Annotated in this window: 16 protein-coding genes; 10 read left to right on the forward strand and 6 right to left on the reverse strand. The window is 70.0% G+C overall.

Annotated elements, in window-relative coordinates:
* The 4 genes from ACZ5SK_RS10725 to ACZ5SK_RS10740 all read left to right on the forward strand — a co-directional run.
* Nucleotides 1–444, forward strand: a 444-nt coding sequence (locus ACZ5SK_RS10725) for a transposase (RefSeq protein WP_468575803.1), incomplete at its 5' end; no start/stop codon positions are given.
* Between the two features lie 667 nt (nt 445–1,111).
* Nucleotides 1,112–1,840 carry a helix-turn-helix domain-containing protein gene (locus ACZ5SK_RS10730; protein ID WP_468156287.1) on the forward strand — a complete coding sequence of 243 codons (729 nt, stop codon included), beginning with the start codon at nt 1,112–1,114 and terminating at the stop codon, nt 1,838–1,840.
* 296 nt (nt 1,841–2,136) lie between these two features.
* Nucleotides 2,137–2,496 carry a hypothetical protein gene (locus ACZ5SK_RS10735; RefSeq protein ID WP_468156289.1) on the forward strand — a complete coding sequence of 120 codons (360 nt, stop codon included), beginning with the start codon at nt 2,137–2,139 and terminating at the stop codon, nt 2,494–2,496.
* 862 nt (nt 2,497–3,358) lie between these two features.
* Nucleotides 3,359–3,625, forward strand: coding sequence for a hypothetical protein (locus ACZ5SK_RS10740; RefSeq protein ID WP_468156291.1), 267 nt, complete (start codon nt 3,359–3,361; stop codon nt 3,623–3,625).
* A 99-nt stretch (nt 3,626–3,724) separates the two neighbouring features.
* Here the strand turns inward: ACZ5SK_RS10740 and ACZ5SK_RS10745 are convergent, their stop codons facing one another.
* Nucleotides 3,725–4,297, reverse strand: coding sequence for a recombinase family protein (locus ACZ5SK_RS10745; RefSeq protein WP_468156292.1), 573 nt, complete (start codon nt 4,295–4,297; stop codon nt 3,725–3,727).
* A 482-nt stretch (nt 4,298–4,779) separates the two neighbouring features.
* Here ACZ5SK_RS10745 and ACZ5SK_RS10750 point away from each other — a divergent pair, with 482 nt between their 5' ends.
* A complete protein-coding gene (locus tag ACZ5SK_RS10750) occupies nt 4,780–5,163 on the forward strand; it encodes a cold-shock protein (RefSeq protein ID WP_057579095.1) in 384 nt (127 codons plus the stop codon).
* A gap of 19 nt (nt 5,164–5,182) precedes the next feature.
* A complete protein-coding gene (locus ACZ5SK_RS10755) occupies nt 5,183–5,677 on the forward strand; it encodes a hypothetical protein (protein WP_334578980.1) in 495 nt (164 codons plus the stop codon).
* Between the two features lie 46 nt (nt 5,678–5,723).
* On the opposite strand, the gene ACZ5SK_RS10760 is transcribed toward ACZ5SK_RS10755, so the two are convergent.
* The 4 genes from ACZ5SK_RS10760 to ACZ5SK_RS10775 all read right to left on the reverse strand — a co-directional run bounded on the left by ACZ5SK_RS10760 (nt 5,724) and on the right by ACZ5SK_RS10775 (nt 9,351).
* Nucleotides 5,724–6,581: a 1,4-dihydroxy-6-naphthoate synthase gene (locus tag ACZ5SK_RS10760; protein WP_334578981.1), complete on the reverse strand. Its 858-nt coding sequence runs from the start codon at nt 6,579–6,581 to the stop codon at nt 5,724–5,726.
* Entirely contained in the window at nt 6,571–7,320 is a 750-nt protein-coding gene (locus ACZ5SK_RS10765; protein ID WP_468575808.1) for a futalosine hydrolase, read from the reverse strand. Before ACZ5SK_RS10765 ends, ACZ5SK_RS10760 begins: the two co-directional genes overlap by 11 nt.
* 23 nt (nt 7,321–7,343) lie before the next feature.
* A complete protein-coding gene (locus tag ACZ5SK_RS10770; RefSeq protein WP_334578983.1) occupies nt 7,344–7,856 on the reverse strand; it encodes a DUF2771 domain-containing protein in 513 nt (170 codons plus the stop codon).
* A 61-nt stretch (nt 7,857–7,917) separates the two neighbouring features.
* Complete coding sequence (locus tag ACZ5SK_RS10775) at nt 7,918–9,351, reverse strand: MFS transporter (RefSeq protein ID WP_334578984.1); 1,434 nt, start codon at nt 9,349–9,351, stop codon at nt 7,918–7,920.
* 322 nt (nt 9,352–9,673) lie between these two features.
* Between ACZ5SK_RS10775 and ACZ5SK_RS10780 the strand changes: the two genes are divergently transcribed.
* The 4 genes from ACZ5SK_RS10780 to ACZ5SK_RS10795 all read left to right on the forward strand — a co-directional run bounded on the left by ACZ5SK_RS10780 (nt 9,674) and on the right by ACZ5SK_RS10795 (nt 16,099).
* Nucleotides 9,674–10,600, forward strand: coding sequence for a DUF3027 domain-containing protein (locus tag ACZ5SK_RS10780; protein WP_334578985.1), 927 nt, complete (start codon nt 9,674–9,676; stop codon nt 10,598–10,600).
* Nucleotides 10,601–10,797: 197 nt separating this feature from the next.
* Nucleotides 10,798–13,989, forward strand: coding sequence for a sacsin N-terminal ATP-binding-like domain-containing protein (locus ACZ5SK_RS10785; RefSeq protein WP_457494323.1), 3,192 nt, complete (start codon nt 10,798–10,800; stop codon nt 13,987–13,989).
* A 189-nt stretch (nt 13,990–14,178) separates the two neighbouring features.
* Nucleotides 14,179–15,108 carry a hypothetical protein gene (locus tag ACZ5SK_RS10790; RefSeq protein WP_334578987.1) on the forward strand — a complete coding sequence of 310 codons (930 nt, stop codon included), beginning with the start codon at nt 14,179–14,181 and terminating at the stop codon, nt 15,106–15,108.
* 178 nt (nt 15,109–15,286) lie between these two features.
* Complete coding sequence (locus ACZ5SK_RS10795; protein WP_468575810.1) at nt 15,287–16,099, forward strand: hypothetical protein; 813 nt, start codon at nt 15,287–15,289, stop codon at nt 16,097–16,099.
* Between the two features lie 3 nt (nt 16,100–16,102).
* Here ACZ5SK_RS10795 and ACZ5SK_RS10800 read toward each other — a convergent pair whose 3' ends face one another.
* Entirely contained in the window at nt 16,103–18,472 is a 2,370-nt protein-coding gene (locus tag ACZ5SK_RS10800; RefSeq protein WP_334578989.1) for an HAD-IC family P-type ATPase, read from the reverse strand.
* Nucleotides 18,473–18,518 lie beyond the last annotated feature (46 nt).

Genomic DNA, 18,518 nt, shown 5'->3' on the forward strand with positions numbered 1-18,518 from the left:
ACCCTGGTCCCCACCCGCGACCACACCATCGCCGAGCAGTCGAAGAACTACCGGTACTCGACCAACCACCAGGTCGTCATCGACGCCGACACCCGGCTCGTCGTCGCCGTCGGCCGGCCGCTGCCGGGCAACCGCAACGACTGCAAGGCATGGGAGTTGTCCGGCGCCAAGGACGCCGTCGGCAAGACGACGGTGATCGCGGACGGCGGCTACCGGGGCACCGGCCTGGTCATCCCGCACCGCCGCGAACGCGGGCAGACCGAACTGCCGGCCTGGAAAGAGGAACACAACGCCTCCCACCGCAAAGTCCGCGCCCGCGTCGAGCACGCCTTCGCCCGCATGAAGAACTGGAAGATCCTCCGCGACTGCCGCCTGAAAGGCGACGGTGTTCACCACGCCATGCTCGGCATCGCCCGCCTGCACAACCTCACCCTCGCCGGATAGCAGAGAAACGCAGGCCATCCTGCCCGGCAAAGACCAATTACGGGACAACCCTTAACAAGGGAAGCCTGCCAACGGTCCAGCGGGGCCCAGTAGTCCCGCAAACGGCGCTGCTCGGCCTCGTGGTGCTTCCGGCACCGGCCGTCCCGGTGCTCATGCTTCCCGCAGCCGTCCTCCGAGCAGCGGGGCAGCCGGGCCCGCTCCTCCTGGCGCTGCCGGTAGACGTCCGACTGCCGGTAGTGGCCGTGGCACATCCCCGCGCCGTACTTCCGCTTCCCGCAGCCGTCCACGGCGCAGCGGAGGCCGACCGGCAGGGGAGCAGCCGACGACCGCACGACCGCCACGGCGGGCCGGGGGAGGCCCTTCCGGCGCCGGTAGTCATCCAGCGATATGACGATTCCCATGGAAACCCTTCCTGGGTACTAACTGACTTTCCCTGTCTTTGTCAGAGTCCCAGGACCGGAGCCGCCGTTTATAACCAGTAAGGGGCGCAGTCCGATTCGGCCATTACATGAGTTGATACTTACCGTCGGGAAGTTGGTACCAATTCCCGGTATTACCAGGTGAGGGCACTTCCTGGAGACACTTCCTGGAGAAAAGAAAGAGGCTCGACCCCCAGTAGCCGTGGAAGCGAGGGGGCCGAGCCAGAGAGACAGGAAGGGTCTCACTCATGTATTCAACCACGAACGGCGTAACGCCTTACAGCATGGTCCCCAAGGGGATGCTGGGCAAAGTCAAGGCTGCGCCCTTCCGGCAGTGGGTCCAGTTGGAGCGCTACGCAGGGAAGCGCGATTACGTCGAACTGTCGGCCGTCGACCTTGGCCAGGTCTGGAGCGGTATCTCCCGGCAGAAAGCATTGAAGACTGCTTATGCGCTGAGTGACTGGGTCGTCATGGAGAAAACGGGGAAGCGGGGAGTCCTCCGGTACTGGCCGTCTCCTGTCCACCTCCATAGCGAGGATTACCGAGACACAACCCTCAGCCACATGGTGAAGTCCATCAACATGCGGGCCGACGGGACGAAGTGGCCGGACAGCCGGACAAAGTCCTACCGGGAATGGGTCCTGAGCAAGCCAGGGACTTCCTTCCCGTACGTTCACGTTCCCGTGGCCGTCCTCGACCAAGCGGGGAGCGACACGGACTTTCTGGTGTGGGCGGCCATGCGGTCGTTTCTCGGGGCCGGAGGGATCTACGCGGCCCACTCGACCATCGGGGAACGTGCGGGCGTGCCACGGGAGACGGTAGCCAGGGCAACCGGCCGCTTGGTGAAAGCAGGCCTGATCGAAGACACCGGCCGGAAGACGACGGCCGGGACGAAGGTCTACACCGTGCCGGAGCACCTGAGCGGAAAGGGTGCGGCCGGGAAAGATCTCCCCGGTTCCATGGATGCCGCAGCCTGATCCCTTCCCCCTCACCGCGCCCCGCGCGGTATTTCCTGGTCTCTATTACCTTCCCGGCATTACTAAATAGTTCCCGTTATCTATTGTGTGACGTGAGGGTTCACGAACCGGCCCTAGGTGTGACGTGAGGGTTCACGAGGGTGTGACGTGAGGGTTCACGGGAATGGGGAGCGCTCTGGAGGGGCCGAGCCGGCTAGCAACTACCGGCCCCCGCTGGAGTTGTGATTTACCAACGTTCCTTCCCCTTCCCCTACGTTGGAAGGAGAGAACAGGAAGACTCTCAGGAGGACCTACCAATGAGCAATTTCTGGAGCCCCCAGAACATCAGCACCTATGCCACCCGACAGGCCGAGCACGCCGCCGCAGCGGAGCAGGCCGCCCAGGCTGCCGCAGCCGAGCAGGCCCAGCAGCACCGCGCCGATCTGGTGCAGAACGTCGGCACGGCCGTGATCGCCATGGTGCGGAAGTACACCGACGCGTACGTGCGCGCCGACTACGACCAGGTACAGCGCGACTTTCTGACGTCCTACCCGTCAGCCACTTACGGCGACTTCCGGGAGACCGTAGACGCGCTTATACAGTCCGGTCACATTCAGACGGCCCGGGGCCCGGAAGGGCTTATGGGTGTGCGTAGCGTTTACCTGTATGCTGCGTAAGAAGTAGGGACGCACCTTCCATTCGGTGTTTGGGTTGTTCACGCTGGATCGCTCCCCTCGGTTTTAGTCGGGCCGGGGGGAGTTTCCTTTTCCCTGTGAGCTATAACCCCCCTCGCGTGCGAGCCCGAGAGGCAGTGGCCTGGAATCCGCTCCAGGAAGCCACAGACGGCCGTCTCCGGGCCGGAGGGAGCGCCCCCGGCACAATCCCTCTCCCTGTGGCTTACAACCCCCCTCGCGCGCGTACGGAAGGGACAGTGTCACGGCCCAGCAGGCGGCCGAATACGGGGCCGGAGGGAAGTCTCCCCACCGCTACGCCCTACAGCCCTACGACAGAGCCACAGAGCCACGCTGCGCCCGCCGACGTCGACCACCAGGCCGCCCAAATCCGGGCCGGAGGGAAGTCTCCCCACTGCCTATGACTCCCCCTATGACATACACACGAGAGACACACTCTCCCCGGTACTGCTTATCAACTCACGGAGTCTCAATCCGTCGGCATTTTCTCTCAATTCCACGGCCGCTAGTTGTTACGTCGACTCCCGGTCACTGCCTCCCCTAGTTGTGATGTTCCCCTATCTAGCAACTACTCAGGGACTCCCGCCCCATGAAACGGCCCTTTAGCAGCTACAGCAGCGCGCCAACCATGGTGAAACCGGGGGTGGCTCGCAGGGGTGCAGCACCAATTTCCGGTAAGTGGCCTGAATTCTAATCCCCGATAATAGCGTGGAATTTCCTATGAATTCGCCCCCCCTACCCTTAAACGTGAACGGCTCAGGATTAGGGGTCTGGTTGTTCGCGCAGCTCCCATATGTGGCGCCGGAGACAGTAGCCTGAAAGGGAGCAGGAAGAGAGGACAACCCGAATGAGCACCGCAGGAATCCCGAATACCCAGAACCTGAGCCACGAGCAATTCGGCGGCATGGTCGACGGTATCCACGCGATCGTGAACAACTTCCAGGAAAACCACATGTACCATCCGGCCGAGCCGGACGGGGAGGACGACGAGCCGGAGACGCGCAGCACGGCGTTCCAGCCGCACGCGTTCGGACAGTCCGGCGCGCAGCCGCGTACGTCCTGGCCGTCGCCGTCGGCCTACAACACCGGATCACTGACCTTTGCCGACCAGTAGGCGGCACCGTATTTTCCCGGTTTCACCAAACGGATTACGCCAGGGAACGAAGAAAACCTCCACCAGGAAAAGGCGGAGGTTTTCTGATCGGTTTTTTCATCAATTACTCTTGGCTTCCCCCTTGATGCGGAAGACGGTTGCCCGACCAATCCCGTACTTAGCTGCCACCTTCATCACGCTCATGCCGTCGTTGAGGTCTGCCAGAACGGCCGCACGGTCAATCTCCCTGGGACGCCCCCAGCTCTTCCCGCTGGACTCACGAGAGGCACGGGCAGACGCACGGCGCTCCCTCTGGAAGATCAGTTCCATCTCAGAGAACGTACCGAGCATCAAGAGCGCCATATCGGTAGCCGGACCACCTACGCGAGTGTCAATGGTCATCGCTCCGCCAATGACCAGGTGCACACCCTTCTCTCGCAACTCGGCAATGAGGGCAAGCACCTTGTGCATGGTGCGTCCAAGCCTGTCGAGAGAGGCGACGTACAGAACGTCACCGGAGCGAAGCTGTGCCAGCACAGAGGCCAGTCCCTCACGCTCAAAGTCCGTGCCTGTCCTCTTGTCGGCATAGGTGCGCTCCGTCGGCACGCCCTGAGAGGCAAGCCAGTCCAACTGGCGCTGCAAGTCCTGTGCCGTCGTGCTGACTCGGGCGTAGCCGTATTCGTAGGTGGTCACTGTCTCTCTCCTTAGTCTCAATCTGTCCCAACGCAACTTACGATACCAGTCTCATAAGTCAGTTTGGGACGGTCTCGGGGATGAGACCCGGCAACTCACCGCCAAACCTCTGCAAATTTGGACATAGGGAACCTGCGTGCGGGGGGTCGTGAGACGGGTCTCATATTCTTGGTTATGAGACCCCCTGAAACCGGGGCTCTCCCTCCGCCTTGTCGACGGGGGGATGGTGCACAGGGCGGCTTCCGGCATCCCGTCGGGTGGTCGATGCGGCGCCTACAGCAGGATGTGGCATCCGTCAAGGTTGCTAGCTCGGTATCCCGAAACTGATAACCCGCCAGGTTCCACCAGGGGGCCTCTGCGGCGCTATCGGCACTCTCGGCTGTTTCTGCCCGTGCTCAGGTGGGGAGAGCCCCGGTAGGCTGTATCAACGGCAGTTCAACAGGCGTCCGGCCGGTCCGGCAGGGATAGAGGGAGTGTGTGCTTTGCCGACTGGCAAGGTCAAGTGGTTCAACAGTGAGAAGGGCTTCGGCTTTCTCTCCCGTGACGACGGCGGTGACGTCTTCGTCCATTCCTCCGTCCTGCCTGCCGGAGTCGAGGCGCTGAAGCCGGGTCAGCGAGTGGAGTTCGGCGTCGTCGCCGGACAGCGCGGCGACCAGGCACTCTCCGTCGTCATTCTCGACCCGACCCCGTCGGTCGCCGCGGCGCAGCGCAAGAAGCCCGACGAGCTGGCCTCCATCGTCCAGGATCTGACCACCCTCCTGGAGAACATCACCCCGATGCTGGAGAAGGGCCGCTACCCGGAGAAGACCTCGGGCAAGAAGATCGCCGGTCTGCTGCGCGCGGTCGCCGACCAGTTGGACGTGTAAGTCCCCGGGACCGGCCGACGTGAGCGAGATACGAACCGAGCCCGGCGGCGCTGCCGCCACTCCGCCCCCGCCCTCTGAGCTGGAGCGGATCCGGCGGCAGCGGCGGCACACCCTGGAACTGCTCACCGTCTCCAGCGTCGGCCTGGTCCCGTGGACGGTCCTGCTCTGGTTCACCCTGCCCAGCGGGTACGCGGTCCGCCAGTGGCGCACGGCCTGGGTGGGATTCGACGTCCTGCTCGTGCTGGCGATGACGTGCACCGCCCTGCTCGGCTGGCGCCGGCACCGGGCCGTCGCCCTGGCGGCCGCCGCGACGGCGGCGCTGCTGGTCTGCGACGCGTGGTTCGACGTGTCGCTCGCCCTCGGCACCCCCGACGTATGGCTGTCGGCGGTGCTCGCGCTGTGCGTCGAGCTGCCCCTGGCCGTGTTCCTCATCCGCAAGGTCCTGGGGATACTGTCCCTGGCCCACTGGCCGCCCCGCACACCGCTGGGCGACGGCGACGACCGGAAACCCTAGGGAAACCGCAAACCCAGGGAACCGGAACCCCAGGGAACCGGAAACATCAGGGGAAGGCGAGCGCCTCCGGGCCCAGGGCCGGAACCAGGCCCTCCGCCGCCGCCCGTGTCAACAACCCCCGGATCGCCGCATAGCCGTCCTCCCCCAGGTCCGCGGTGAACTCGTTGACGTACAGGCCGATGTGCTGGTCGGCGACGGTCGGGTCCATCTCCTGGGCGTGTGCCATGACGTACGGGCGGGAGGCCTCGGGGTCGTCCCAGGCGGCGCGCACGGAGGTGCGGATGGAATCGGCCAGCCCGGTCAGGGTCTTCGCCCCCAGCGACCTCTTGGCGATGATCGCGCCCAGCGGGATCGGCAGGCCGGTGGTGTCCTCCCAGTGCTCGCCCATGTCCGCGAGCTTGTGCAGACCGTAGTTCTGGTAGGTGAAGCGGGCCTCGTGGATGACCAGGCCCGCGTCGATCTTCCCGTCCCGCACGGCGGGCATGATCTCGTGGAACGGCATGACGACGATGTCGCCGACGCCCCCGGGGACCGTCTCCGCCGCCCACAGCCGGAACAGCAGATACGCCGTCGACTTCTCGCTCGGCACGGCGACGGTCCGGCCCGTCAGGTCGACGCCCGCCTCCCGCGTCAGCACCAGCGGCCCGCAGCCCCGCCCCAGCGCGCCCCCGCAGGGCAGCAGCGCGTACTCGTCGAGGACGTACGGCAGCACGGCGTACGACACCTTCAGCGCGTCGGACTCACCGCGTTCGGCCATGCCGTTGGTGATGTCGATGTCCGCGAAGGTCACGTCGAGCGCGGGCGCGCCCGGCACACGGCCGTGGGCGAGGGCGTCGAAGACGAAGGTGTCGTTCGGGCAGGGCGAGTACGCGATCTGAAGGGGCTGCGGCTGCTCACTGGTCATGCCTGTTCCAACTCTCCAGTACGGGTGCGAGCTTCCCGAAGCCCTCGGTGAGGGCCGTTAGCGCCTCGGCGATGCGCCAGGCGGCGCGGTCGCGCGGCCCGACGGGGTTGGAGACCGCGCGGAGCTCCAGCACGGGCACACCGTGCGCGGCGGCCGCCTCGGCGACCCCGAACCCCTCCATCGCCTCGGCCAGGGCCCGTGGATGGCGCTCGCGCAGGGCGGCGGCCCGGACGGCGGTGCCGGTGACCGTCGAGACGGTCAGGACGACGCCGGTGAGGGCGCCGGTGGCGGCCGCGGACTCCCGTACGAGGGACGCGGGCGGACGGTGGGTGACGGCGCCGAAGCCCAGCTCGGTGACCGGCAGGAAGCCGTCGGCGGTCTCGGCGCCCAGGTCGGCGGCGGTGATCTCGTCGGCGAGGACCAGGGAGCCGACGGGCGCGGCGGGTGCGAAGCCGCCGGCGATGCCCGTCGAGACGACGACGGTGTAGGGGCTGCCGTGCAGGGAGGCCGCGGTGAGGGCGGCGGAGACGGAGGCGGCGGCCAGGGCCGGGCCGACTCCGGCGGCGAGCAGATCGAAGGCCGCGTCGCGACGGTCCGCGTCGGTGCGGTCGGTGCGGTCGGGGCCGGTGCGGTCCGCGTCGGGGCGGTGGAGTGTCACCCCGGGCAGGCGTACCTGCTGGACGGGTTCGGTGAACGCCCGTGCCACCGCGTCCCGTTCGGCGGGGACCGCGGTGGCCACGAGGATGCGTGCGCGGGGCGTGGTCAGTCTTCCTTCTTGAGCTTGAAGGACCACAGGCCGGTCGCCGCCTGGCTGGCCTTCTTGCCGTCGCCCGCCTTGATGGTGACGAGCGTGGAGTCGCCCTGGGCGCCGTACTGGGCGTTGAAGAAGACGCTGCCCGGGATCGTCCGGTACGTCTTGTCGCTGTCCTCGGTGAGCGGCTGGCCGTTCATGAGGATCGTCCAGCGCTTGTCGGCGACGTCGGGGTCGACGCCGAAGCGGACGGTCTCGTCCGGGTCGACGCTGATGGACTTGATGTCCTTGTCGGCGAGGCACTTGGTCAGCTCGGTGGCCTGAAGGGTGTCGCCCTCGCCGCCGCAGGTGGCCTCGGAGCTGACCGAGTCGCGGCCGACGGTGATCGTGGACAGGGGGGTCGGCTTGTCGCAGGCCGACAGGACGAGCAGTCCGGCGGAAACGGCGCCGACGGCGGCGACGGCGCGTCGGCGTCGCACGGCGCCGAATACATCAGCGGCTCCGCCGCGGGGCAGGATGGTCATGGCGGAAGGCTATCGGGCACGTCCAGCCGTCTCCCTACGCGGGGTGCGGCGTGGCTGTGTGTTACGCCACGCGGGGCTTCGTGCCGGCCCCGCGCCGCACCGAGGACAGCAGGCCGCGGACCGTCGCCAGCCAGCCCACGGCGACGACCGCGGCGGCCACCGACAGGCCCAGCGTGCCGTTCAGCGGCATCACGATGCCGACCGCGCCGCCGAACACCCAGCACACCTGGAGGATGGTCTCCGAGCGGGCGAACGCCGAGGTGCGCACCAGCTCCGGCACGTCCCGCTGGATGAGGGCGTCCAGGGACAGCTTGGCGAGGGCCTGCGAGAACCCGGCGACCGCCGCGAGACAGGCCACCAGGAACGCCCCGAAGAAGACGGCGGCGACGAGCACCGCGCCCAGGACGACGGCGACGACCGTCACGATGATCAGCTCCGGGGCCTTGGAGCGCAGCCACGCCCCGACCGCCGTGCCGAGCGCGTTGCCCAGGCCCGCCGACACGGCCACCATGCCCAGCGACACCGCCGCGCTCTGTCCGGTCAGCGGGTGCTCGCGCAGCAGGAACGCCAGGAAGAAGGTGAGGAACCCGGACAGCCAGCGCAGGGCCGCGTTGGCACCCAGGGCGTGGGTGACGGCGATGCCGACCGTCCTGAGGCCCGGCCGCTTCACTTCCCTGCGGTGCGGGCCGTGCAGGTGCTGCTCGTCGGCGGCGAGCAGCGCGACGTCCTCGCCCTTGGCGGAGTCCACCTTGCCGGGCAGCGAGAACGACAGGACCGTGCCGGCCACGAAGATCACGAAGGCGCCGTAGAGGGGGTAGCGCGGCCCGAGGGCCTGCAGTCCGGCGCCGATGGGCGCGGCGATGCCGGTGGCCAGGAGGCCGCCGAGGGTGACGCGTGAGTTCGCCTTGACGAGGGAGAAGCGGGGCGGCAGCAGACGGGGCACGACGGCGCTTCTGACCACTCCGTACGCCTTGGAGGAGACGAGGACGCCGAGCGCGGCCGGGTACAGCTCGATGCTGCCGGTGGCGACCGCGCCGGACAGGACGAGCGCGAGGATCGCCCGGGCGACCATCGACCCGGCCATGGCGGCGCGCCGGCCGTGCGGGAGCCGGTCGAGGAGCGGGCCGATCACGGGGGCGAGGACGGTGAAGGGGGCCATGGTGATGGCGAGGTAGAGGGCGACGCGCCCTCGGGCCTCGTCGGTCGGCACGGAGAAGAAGACGGTGGAGGCGAGCGCGACGGTGATCATGACGTCGCCGGCGCCGTTCACGGCGTGCAGTTCGATCAGTTTGCCGAGGCCGGACTCGCCGGCGCCGTGCGCGTGGGTGGCCTTCCTGATGCCGCGGGCGGTGCCGGTGAACGGGAAGTGCAGGGCACGGCCCACCGCGCGGACGGACCCGCTCATCCGGCCCGAACCGCTCACCCGGCTCCTCCCCTTGTTCCCCTTCGTCGCACCGATCCCGGTGGCGCCCTGGGGTGTCTGTGCGGCTGCCACCCCGTCATAGTGCCCCGAGAACGCGGTATGTAGTGGGGTTACCGCGCGTATGGCCGTGTGATCGGGCATTCTGGGAGCGTTCGGTGGGGAGAAACGTCCCGTCGGTGTAGGCCGAGCGTCCGGGAGCAGGTAGCGTGCGTAGCGCGCCGTGGCGATCGTTCTCGGCCGCGCGCCTCCCGGCCATCCCGCAGAATGGATGACAGCAGGTGCGCCCGAGCGCGATCGGGCGCGGACGTCGACGCGGCCCTTTGGTCCGCTCCGTCCGCACCCGCCGCCTTCAGGCAGGCGCACCGAGAGACGGCGTAGGAGAGAAGCGATACCTGTGAGCGCAGCGACCACGCGAAGCCGCACCCCCGACCGCCTGTGCGCCGAGGCGGTCGATCTCGCCCGTGCCGCAGCCGAGGAGGCAGCCGCCCCCGGCGTGGTCGGCGAGCACGTAGGGATGCTCTCCGAGGGCGACCGTGTGGTCACCCACTTCTTCGAGTGCAAGGAGCTCGGGTACCGGGGCTGGCGCTGGGCGGCGACGGTGGCGCGGGCGTCCCGCGCGAAGATCGTCACCCTGGACGAGGTGGTTCTGCTTCCCGGTCCCGACGCGGTGCTGGCCCCCGAGTGGGTTCCGTGGAGCGAGCGGCTGCGCCCCGGCGACATGGGTCCGGGCGACCTTCTGCCCACGGACGCGGAGGACCTCCGGCTGGAGCCGGGCTTCACGGGCGTGGACGAGCCGCTGCCGAACTCGCCGCTCTCCGAGGAGATGGCCGAGCTGGTGGAGGCGGAGGACGCCGAGGTGACCGCGGCGGCGCCGGCGCAGCTGCCCGCGGCGCCGGTGCGGGGGACGATCGCGGCGGTGGCCGAGGAGCTGGGGATGCGCCGGGCGCGGGTGCTGTCCCGGTACGGCCTGCATGTCGCCGCGGACCGCTGGGAGGAGGGCTTCGGGCCCCAGACGCCCATGGCCCAGGCGGCTCCTGCGACGTGTGTGAGCTGCGGTTTCCTCACTCCCATCGGTGGCTCCCTCGGGCAGGCGTTCGGTGTCTGCGCCAATGAGTTCTCCCCGGCGGACGGCCGGGTCGTCTCCTTGGCGTACGGCTGCGGTGGTCACTCGGAGGCGGCCGTCATGCCCGCGCCGCCGCGGCCCCCCGCGCCGGTGATCGACGAGACCCGCGTGGACCCCTTCCCGCTGCGCCCGGCCCCGGACTCGGGCTCGGTGCCGGCGGTGACGGACGAGGACGCGGCGGAGCTGGGCCACTCGTAGCCCGGGCTCCGCGGTGGGCGTCAACGGCCCGGTGTGACGAAGCTCTCACTCGCTGGGGGTCTTCGGGCGGGCTCGGTGACGTGCGCGGCCGTATGCCGACTCCGCGGCGTACGGCATCGGGGCCGGGGAGTCCAGGCGGCACGGCCACTCTTCCTGAGCGGTACCTTCGTCCTCACGCCGATGAGGAGAGTGGAAACGTGAGCAAGTTCGTGCGGCCGGCACCCGAGGGCGCGGACCCCTTCGGCACGGCCCGCCTGCGTCGCGGAGTGCTGGACGCCTGGGCCACGAGCCCCGCCCGTTTCCGGGAGGACGCCAACGCCGAGGAGGACCTCGTCCTCGGCGGGTACCGCGACCGGCTCGTCGTCGAGCTCGCGCAGAACGCCGCCGACGCCGCGGCCAGGGCCGGCGTGCCGGGACGGCTGCGGCTCACCCTCCGCGACGGCGTCCTCGTCGCCGCCAACACGGGCGCGCCCCTGGACGCCGCCGGTGTCGAGTCCCTCGCCACCCTCCGTGCCTCCGCCAAGCGGGAGGCCCAGCAGTCGGCCGTGGCCGTCGGACGGTTCGGCGTCGGCTTCGCCGCCGTCATCGCCGTCACCGACGAGCCCGCCGTGGTGGGCCGGCACGGCGGTGTCCGCTGGTCCCTCGCCGAGGCCCGCGAGCTGGCCCGGGACACCGCCCGGCACAGCCCCGGGCTCGGCGACGAGATCCGGCGGCGCGACGGGCATGTGCCGCTGCTCCGGCTGCCCTTCGCCGCCCAGGGCACCGCGCCCGACCCGTACGACACGGCCGTCATCCTGCCCCTGCGCGACCCGGCCGCCGCCGATCTCGCCGAACGGCTCCTCACCGCCGTCGACGACGCCCTGCTCCTCGCCCTCCCGGGTCTTGAGGAGGTCGTGATCGAGATCGACGACCAGGCTCCGCGCACCCTGAGCCGTTCCGTCGACGGCGCCGTCACCGTCGTCGAGGACACCCGGGACGGGAGCACCCGGTGGCGGGTCGCCGCCGCGCACGGTTCCCTCGGCCCCGAGCTGCTGGCCGACCGGCCGGTGGAGGAGCGGCTGCGGCCCCACTGGTCGGTCACCTGGGCCGTGCCGGTCGACGAGGACGGGGCGCCCGCCCGGCCCCGCACCACTCCCGTCGTCCACGCGCCCACCCCCAGTGACGAGGCCCTCGGCGTGCCCGCCCTGCTCATCGCCTCCTTCCCGCTGGACACCACCCGCCGGCACGCCGCCCCCGGCCCGCTGACCGACCACCTCGTGCAGCGGGCGGCGGACGTGTACGCCGAACTCCTCGCCGGCTGGCGGCCGGTGGGCGCCGGGATCATCGATCTCGTGCCCGGCCCGCTGGGCAAGGGCGAGCTGGACGGGGCACTCCGGCAGGCCGTCCTCGAACGGCTGCCACGGACCGCCTTCCTGCCGCCCGCCGTCGAGCCCGTCAAGAACCGGCACGACGAGGACGCCGAGGACGCCGAGGACGTCGAGCACGGCGTCGGACTTCCCGAAGCCCTCCGGCCCCGGGACGCCGAGGTCGTCGAGGGCGCGGGCGCCGAGACCGTGCGGGTGCTGGCGGAGGTGCTGCCGACCCTGCTGCCCGCCGGGCTGGAGCGGCGGGCCGAGCTGCGCACGCTGGGCGTGGCCCGGATCCCGCTCGCCGACGCGATCGACCGGCTGGCCGGTCTGGAGAAGGACCCGGACTGGTGGTACCGGCTCTACGACAGCCTCGCCGGGGTCGATCCCGACCGGCTCTCGGGGCTGCCCGTGCCGCTCGCCGACCGGCGGACCACCATCGGCCCGCGCCAGGTGCTGCTGCCCCTCCCCGACGGGCCCACCCCCGACGACACCTGGGCCGCCACCTCCGCCTCCCTCGCCCGGCTCGGCCTCAAGGTCGCCCACCGGGACGCGGCACACCCCCTGCTGGAGAAGCTCGGCGCCCTGCCCGCCACGCCCCGAGCCGTCCTGACCACCCCGCAGGTGCGGGCCGCCGTCGCCGCCTCCCTGGACGACGACGGCGGCGCCTGGGACGACCAGGACATCCCGGACGCCGAAGAACTCGCCGACCTGGTCCTCGCCCTCGTCCGGGACGCCGGCCTGGAGCCCGGCGACGAGCCCTGGCTGGGCGCCCTCGCCCTGCCCGACGAGGACGGCGAACTCGTCCCCGCCGGTGAACTCGTCCTCCCCGGCAGCCCCTTCGCCTCCGTCATCCGGGAGGACGAACTCGCCGCCGTAGACACCGAGTTGGCGGACAAATGGGGCGAACAGCCGCTCGCGGCCTGTGGCGTCCTCGCCGACTTCGCACTCGTCCGCGCCACGGACGTCGTCCTCGACCCGGACGAACTGGAGCCCCGCGACGGCGACTTCGCCGAACCCGACGACCCCGGGCTGCTGGACGCCGTCGACGTGTGGTGCGAGGACATCCTCGACCGCTTCCCCGACTCGCCCGTACCGCCCGTCGCCACCGAACTCGTCGCCGTCCGCGACCTCGACCTCGTCGACGAGGACCGCTGGCCGCAGGCCCTCGCGCTGCTCGCCCGCCCGCCGCTGCGCGACGCCCTCACCCAGCCCGTCCGCATCCTCCTCCCGGACGGCACCCACGAGGTCGTACGGCCCTACACCGCATGGTGGCTGCGCGGAAACCCGGTGCTCGACGGCCGCCGCCCGGCCGGCCTGCTGGCCGCCGGCGGCGACCCGCTCCTGCACGGCCTGTACGACGAGGCCGACGCCACCGGGTTCGACGACGAGCAGGTCCTGCGGGCGCTGGGCGTACGGACGTCCGTGGCGGCCCTCCTCGACGAGCCCGGCGGCGCCGCCGAACTCCTCGACCGGCTCGCCGACCCCGAACGCCCCGTCACCTCCGCCCAACTCCACGGGCTCTACGGCGCGTTGGCCGAACTGGACCCCGAGCAGGTGACCCTGCCGGACGAGCTGCGGGCCGTCGTCGACGGACGGGTCGAGGTCGTGGACGCGGCCGGCGCCGTCGTCGTCGACTCGCCCGACCTGCTCCCCTTCACGGAGGGCGTCCCGCTGCTCCCCGTACGCCCGTCCCGGGCTGCCGAACTCGCCGAGCTGTTCCAGGTGCGGCGCCTGAGCGAGTCCGTCACGGGGGCCGTCGACTCCGAGGGTGCCGAGCACGACGTACCGGAGTCGGTGCGGGTGCTGCTCGGGCCGCTCACCCCCGCCACCTACGTCGAGCACGAGGAACTCGTCGTCGACGGCGTGGAGATCGACTGGCGGCTGACGGACGACGGCGTTCTGCACGCCGCCACCCTGGAGGGCGTCGCCGCGGGGCTCGCCTGGGCGGCCCGCCAGTGGCCGCGCCGCTTCGAGGTCGCGGCCCTCCTCGAGGACCCGTCACGGACGGCGGAACTGGCCCGCGACCGCTGGTTCGACTGAGGGTGTTCGACCGAGGGCTCGGGTGAAGAAGTTCCCCACGAATTCCTCACAGGACGTACAACCATCCGTCCCCATCGGCTATCTGATCAGGTGAGTCAACAGACTCCACCATCACTTTGGACCCCGGATGTGACGACGAGCCGTGTGAGCGGCCACCGTCCGGGGTCCCTCTCCTCAGGGGGAACGCACATGCGCATACGCGCCACCGTGGTCGCCGTCACCGGCGCCGTGGCCCTGTCCGCCTTTGCCGTGCCGGCCGCGCAGGCCACCGGCAGCGGCTCGCACAACCCCGTCGACACCCTGAAGGCCCTCCACGCGGCCGCCTCCGGCAAGAGCGCCTTCACCGGTTCGACCGCCGCCGACACCGGCACCCCGTACCCGCTGGACGCCAAGTTCGCCAACGTCCGGATCAACAACGGCAAGCCGATCGTCGCGAGCACCGGCGGCAAGGTCACCGCCCCGGTCACCTTCACGGTCACGCACGGCGCGGGCGTCGACGTCACCGCGGACGACACCGAGCTGGACCTGGTCATCTACCGCGGCGCGAACGTCGACGATCCGGACAACCTCCTCCTCGGCGACGACTATCCGTCCTGCACCAACACCTCGGCCACCGTCGCCACCTGCAAGGGCACCATCGACATCCTCCCGGGCGATGAGCTGGAGAACGCCGACGCCACCACGTGGAAGGCGACCGGCTACATCGTCGACTGGAACGACGTCGACCCGAACGCCGACGACATCGACTTCAGCAAGGTCGGCTACGTCGAGGCCGACTCCCTGGCCGCCACCAAGCTGCAGCGCCTGTCCAAGCTGACGGTCAACGCCGCGCCGGAGCCGGTGAAGAAGGGCAGGACCATCACCGTCACGGGCCGCCTGACCCGCGCCAACTGGGACACCGGCACGTACACCGGTTACGCCGGCGTCTACGCCCAGCTGCAGTTCCGCAAGAAGGGCGCCACCACCTACAGCACGGTGAAGTCCGTCAAGACCACCTCGACCGGCGGTCTGGCCACCACCGTCAAGGCGGGCGTGGACGGCTACTACCGCTACTCCTTCGTCGGCACCACGACCTCCCCGGCGACCGTCGCCGCGGGTGACTTCGTCGACGTGAAGTAGGTCGAGCGAACCAGCACGGCAGCGGACAAGAGCGGCCGGGCCCGGGATTCCGGGGCCGGCCGCTCGCTGCTCTTTCCCCTCTTCTTACCTCGCCTTGTACAACTGGCCCTGCCCGTCACGGATCTCACCTCATGAGTCAACAGACTCAGAGATCACTCCTCTCCTCTGGGGAACGCACATGCGCATACGCGCCCTCGTGGTCGCCTCCTCCGGCGCCCTCGCCCTGTCCGCCCTCGCCGCCCCGGCCGCGCAGGCCGCGCCTTCGGCCGCGCCGGGCGTCACCTTCTCCAACGTGAAGGTCAACGCGGGCAAGGCCGTCGTGGTCGGCCCCTCGGCCAAGGTCACCGTCACCGCCACGTACACCGTGACGAAGCCCGCGAACCTCAGCGCGAGCTCCTTCGACAGCGGCCCGCTGCTCTACCGCGGCACCACCCTCAACGCGCAGTCCCAGATCATCGGCGGCGACGACCCGGGCGCCTGCACCGCGGCCTCCGCGACGGTCCTCAAGTGCACGGCGAAGATCCAGTTCCGGCCGACCGAGTCCGAGGACTTCGACGACCTGGCCAACAGCCAGGCCGGCACCTGGAAGGTGGGCGCGCTCGCCGTCCCCCACAACGCCACCGGCCTCACCGACTTCAAGTGGCAGAGCAACCTCGGCGCCGTCAACGTGCAGCGCCAGTCGCAGCTGACGGTCAACGCCGCGCCGGAGCCGGTGAAGAAGGGCAAGACCCTCACCGTCACGGGCAAGCTGAGCCGCGCCAACTGGGACACCAACAAGTACGCCGGTTACGCGGCCCAGCCGGTGAAGCTGCAGTTCCGCAAGAAGGGCAGCACCGTCTACACCACCGTCAAGACCGTCAAGACCAGCTCGACCGGGGTCCTGAAGACCACGGTCACCGCCTCCGTGGACGGCTACTACCGCTACTCCTTCGCCGGCACCACGACGACCCCGGCGATCAGCGCGGCGGGCGACTTCGTCGACGTGAAGTAGCCCCTAGGCAGGAAAGCGGCGGTCGACCCATTTCCAGGAGAACTCCAGGGCGACCGCCGCCACCGCCGCCACGCCCACCGCGATCCACGGCATCGTCACCCCGACCAGCTTCAGCGCGAAGAAGTGCTGGAGCCACGGGATCACCAGGACGAGCAGGAACGCCACGCCCATCGAGGCCACCAGCAGCACCCGCCACCAGGTGTACGGGCGGGCGATGATCGCCAGCACCCACATCGAGATCAGGAACAGCGTGAGGGTCGCCGCGCTGGTCTCGGCGTCCAACGAGCCCTCGCCGACGTAGTAGTGACGGGCGATCAGATACGTCACGAAGGTCGCGACGCCCGCGATCACCCCGCCCGGGATCGAGTACCGCATCACCCGCCGTACGAAGTGCGGGCGGGCCCGTTCCGTGTTGGGGGCGAGGGCGAGGAAGAACGCCGGGATGCCGATGGTGAGGGTGGACAGCAGCGTCAGATGGCGGGGCAGGAACGGGTATTCGACCTGCCAGCACACCACCAGCAGCGCCAGCAGCACCGAGTAGACCGTCTTCACCAGGAACAGGGTCGCCACGCGGGTGATGTTGCCGATGACCCGCCGGCCCTCCGCGACCACCGACGGCAGGGTCGCGAAGCTGTTGTTCAGCAGCACGATCTGCGCGACGGCCCGGGTGGCCTCGGAGCCCGACCCCATCGCCACGCCGATGTCGGCGTCCTTCAGCGCGAGGACGTCGTTGACGCCGTCCCCGGTCATCGCGACCGTGTGGCCGCGGGACTGGAGCGCGCCGACGATGTCCCGCTTCTGCTGCGGGGTGACCCGCCCGAACACGGTGCCCTCGTCCAGGGCCTGCCCCATGCCGGCCCGGTCGGCGGGCAGGCGGCGGGCGTCCACCGTGCCGCCGTCGAGCCCCAGCTTCGCGGCGACCGCCCCCACCGACACCGCGTTGTCGCCGGAGATGACCTTGGCGTGGACGTTCTGCTGGGCGAAGTAGCGCAGGGTGTCGGCGGCGTCGGGCCGTAGCCGCTGTTCGAGGACGACGAGGGCCGCGGGCCTGGCGCCGTGGGCCGGGTCGGGGTCGTCGAGGTCGCGGGCGGCGCGGGCCAGCAGCAGCACCCGCAGACCCTGCTCGTTGAGCCGCTCGGTGGCGGCGAGGGCGGGGGCGTCCTCGGCCAGCAGCACGTCCGGCGCCCCCAGCAGCCAGGTGTTGTTCTCCCCGTTGCCCTCGCTGAAGCTGGCGCCGCTGTACTTGCGGGCGGAGGAAAACGGCAGGGACTCGGTGCAGCGCCAGTACTCGGCGTCCGGGTATGCGGCGATGACGGCCTGTAGGGAGGCGTTGGGCCGCGGGTCGGACTCCCCGAGGGCGCCGAGCACCTGCCGTACGTACATCTCGTCGAAGCCGTCGAGGGTCCTGAGCTCGGTGACGTCCATGCCGCCCTCGGTGAGGGTGCCGGTCTTGTCGAGGCAGACGGTGTCGACGCGGGCGAGGCCCTCGATGGCGGGGAGTTCCTGCACGAGGCACTGTTTCCGGCCAAGCCGGATGACGCCGATCGCGAAGGCGACGGAGGTGAGCAGGACCAGTCCCTCCGGGACCATCGGGACGATGCCGCCGATGGTGCGGGCGACCGAGTCCTTGAAGTCGTTGTTCTTCACGAACAGCTGCGTGACGACCAGGCCGATCGCGGCCGGGATCATCATCCACGTCACGTACTTGAGGATGGTGGAGATGCCGGAGCGCAGCTCGGAGTGGACGAGCGTGAAGCGGGAGGCCTCCTCGGCGAGCTGGGCGGCGTAGGCCTCGCGGCCGACCTTCGTGGCCCGGAAGGCGCCGCCGCCGGCGACCACGAAGCTGCCCGACATGACCTGGTCGCCGGGGCGTTTCACCACGGGGTCGGCCTCGCCGGTGAGCAGCGACTCGTCGATCTCCAGCCCGTCGGCCTCGACACACACCCCGTCCACGGCGATCTTGTCACCGGGGCCGGTCTCGATGAGGTCGTCCAGGACGAGCTCGGAGGTGGAGACCTCCATCGCCGTGCCGTCGCGGCGGACGGTGGGGCGGGCCTCGCCGACGACCGCGAGGGAGTCCAGGGTCTGCTTGGCCCGCCACTCCTGGATGATGCCGATGCCGGTGTTGGCGAGGATCACGAACCCGAACAGGCCGTCCTGGATGGGCGCGACGGCGAGCATGATCACCCACAGGACGCCGATGATCGCGTTGAACCGCGTGAAGACGTTCGCCCGGACGATCTCGCCGACGGTGCGGCTGCTGCGGACGGGTACGTCGTTCACCTGACCGCGCGCGACGCGGTCCGCCACCTCGGCGGCCGTGAGACCGGTCGCCGTCGTCGGCACGGAGGCGGGTGCGTCGGTGTGGGCCATGGAATCGACGGTACGTGTGGATATGGGCCTTCACCCGTCGGAGGGG

It is taken from the genome of Streptomyces sp. NPDC031474, assembly GCF_055581185.1.

Coding starts and splice junctions, on each gene's coding strand:
- ACZ5SK_RS10730 (WP_468156287.1), top strand. CDS start 1,112: ATGTATTCAACCACGAACGGCGTAACGCCTTACAGCATGGTCCCCAAG.
- ACZ5SK_RS10735 (WP_468156289.1), top strand. CDS start 2,137: ATGAGCAATTTCTGGAGCCCCCAGAACATCAGCACCTATGCCACCCGA.
- ACZ5SK_RS10740 (WP_468156291.1), top strand. CDS start 3,359: ATGAGCACCGCAGGAATCCCGAATACCCAGAACCTGAGCCACGAGCAA.
- ACZ5SK_RS10760 (WP_334578981.1), bottom strand. CDS start 6,581: ATGACCAGTGAGCAGCCGCAGCCCCTTCAGATCGCGTACTCGCCCTGC.
- ACZ5SK_RS10770 (WP_334578983.1), bottom strand. CDS start 7,856: ATGACCATCCTGCCCCGCGGCGGAGCCGCTGATGTATTCGGCGCCGTG.
- ACZ5SK_RS10790 (WP_334578987.1), top strand. CDS start 14,179: ATGCGCATACGCGCCACCGTGGTCGCCGTCACCGGCGCCGTGGCCCTG.
- ACZ5SK_RS10795 (WP_468575810.1), top strand. CDS start 15,287: ATGCGCATACGCGCCCTCGTGGTCGCCTCCTCCGGCGCCCTCGCCCTG.
- ACZ5SK_RS10800 (WP_334578989.1), bottom strand. CDS start 18,472: ATGGCCCACACCGACGCACCCGCCTCCGTGCCGACGACGGCGACCGGT.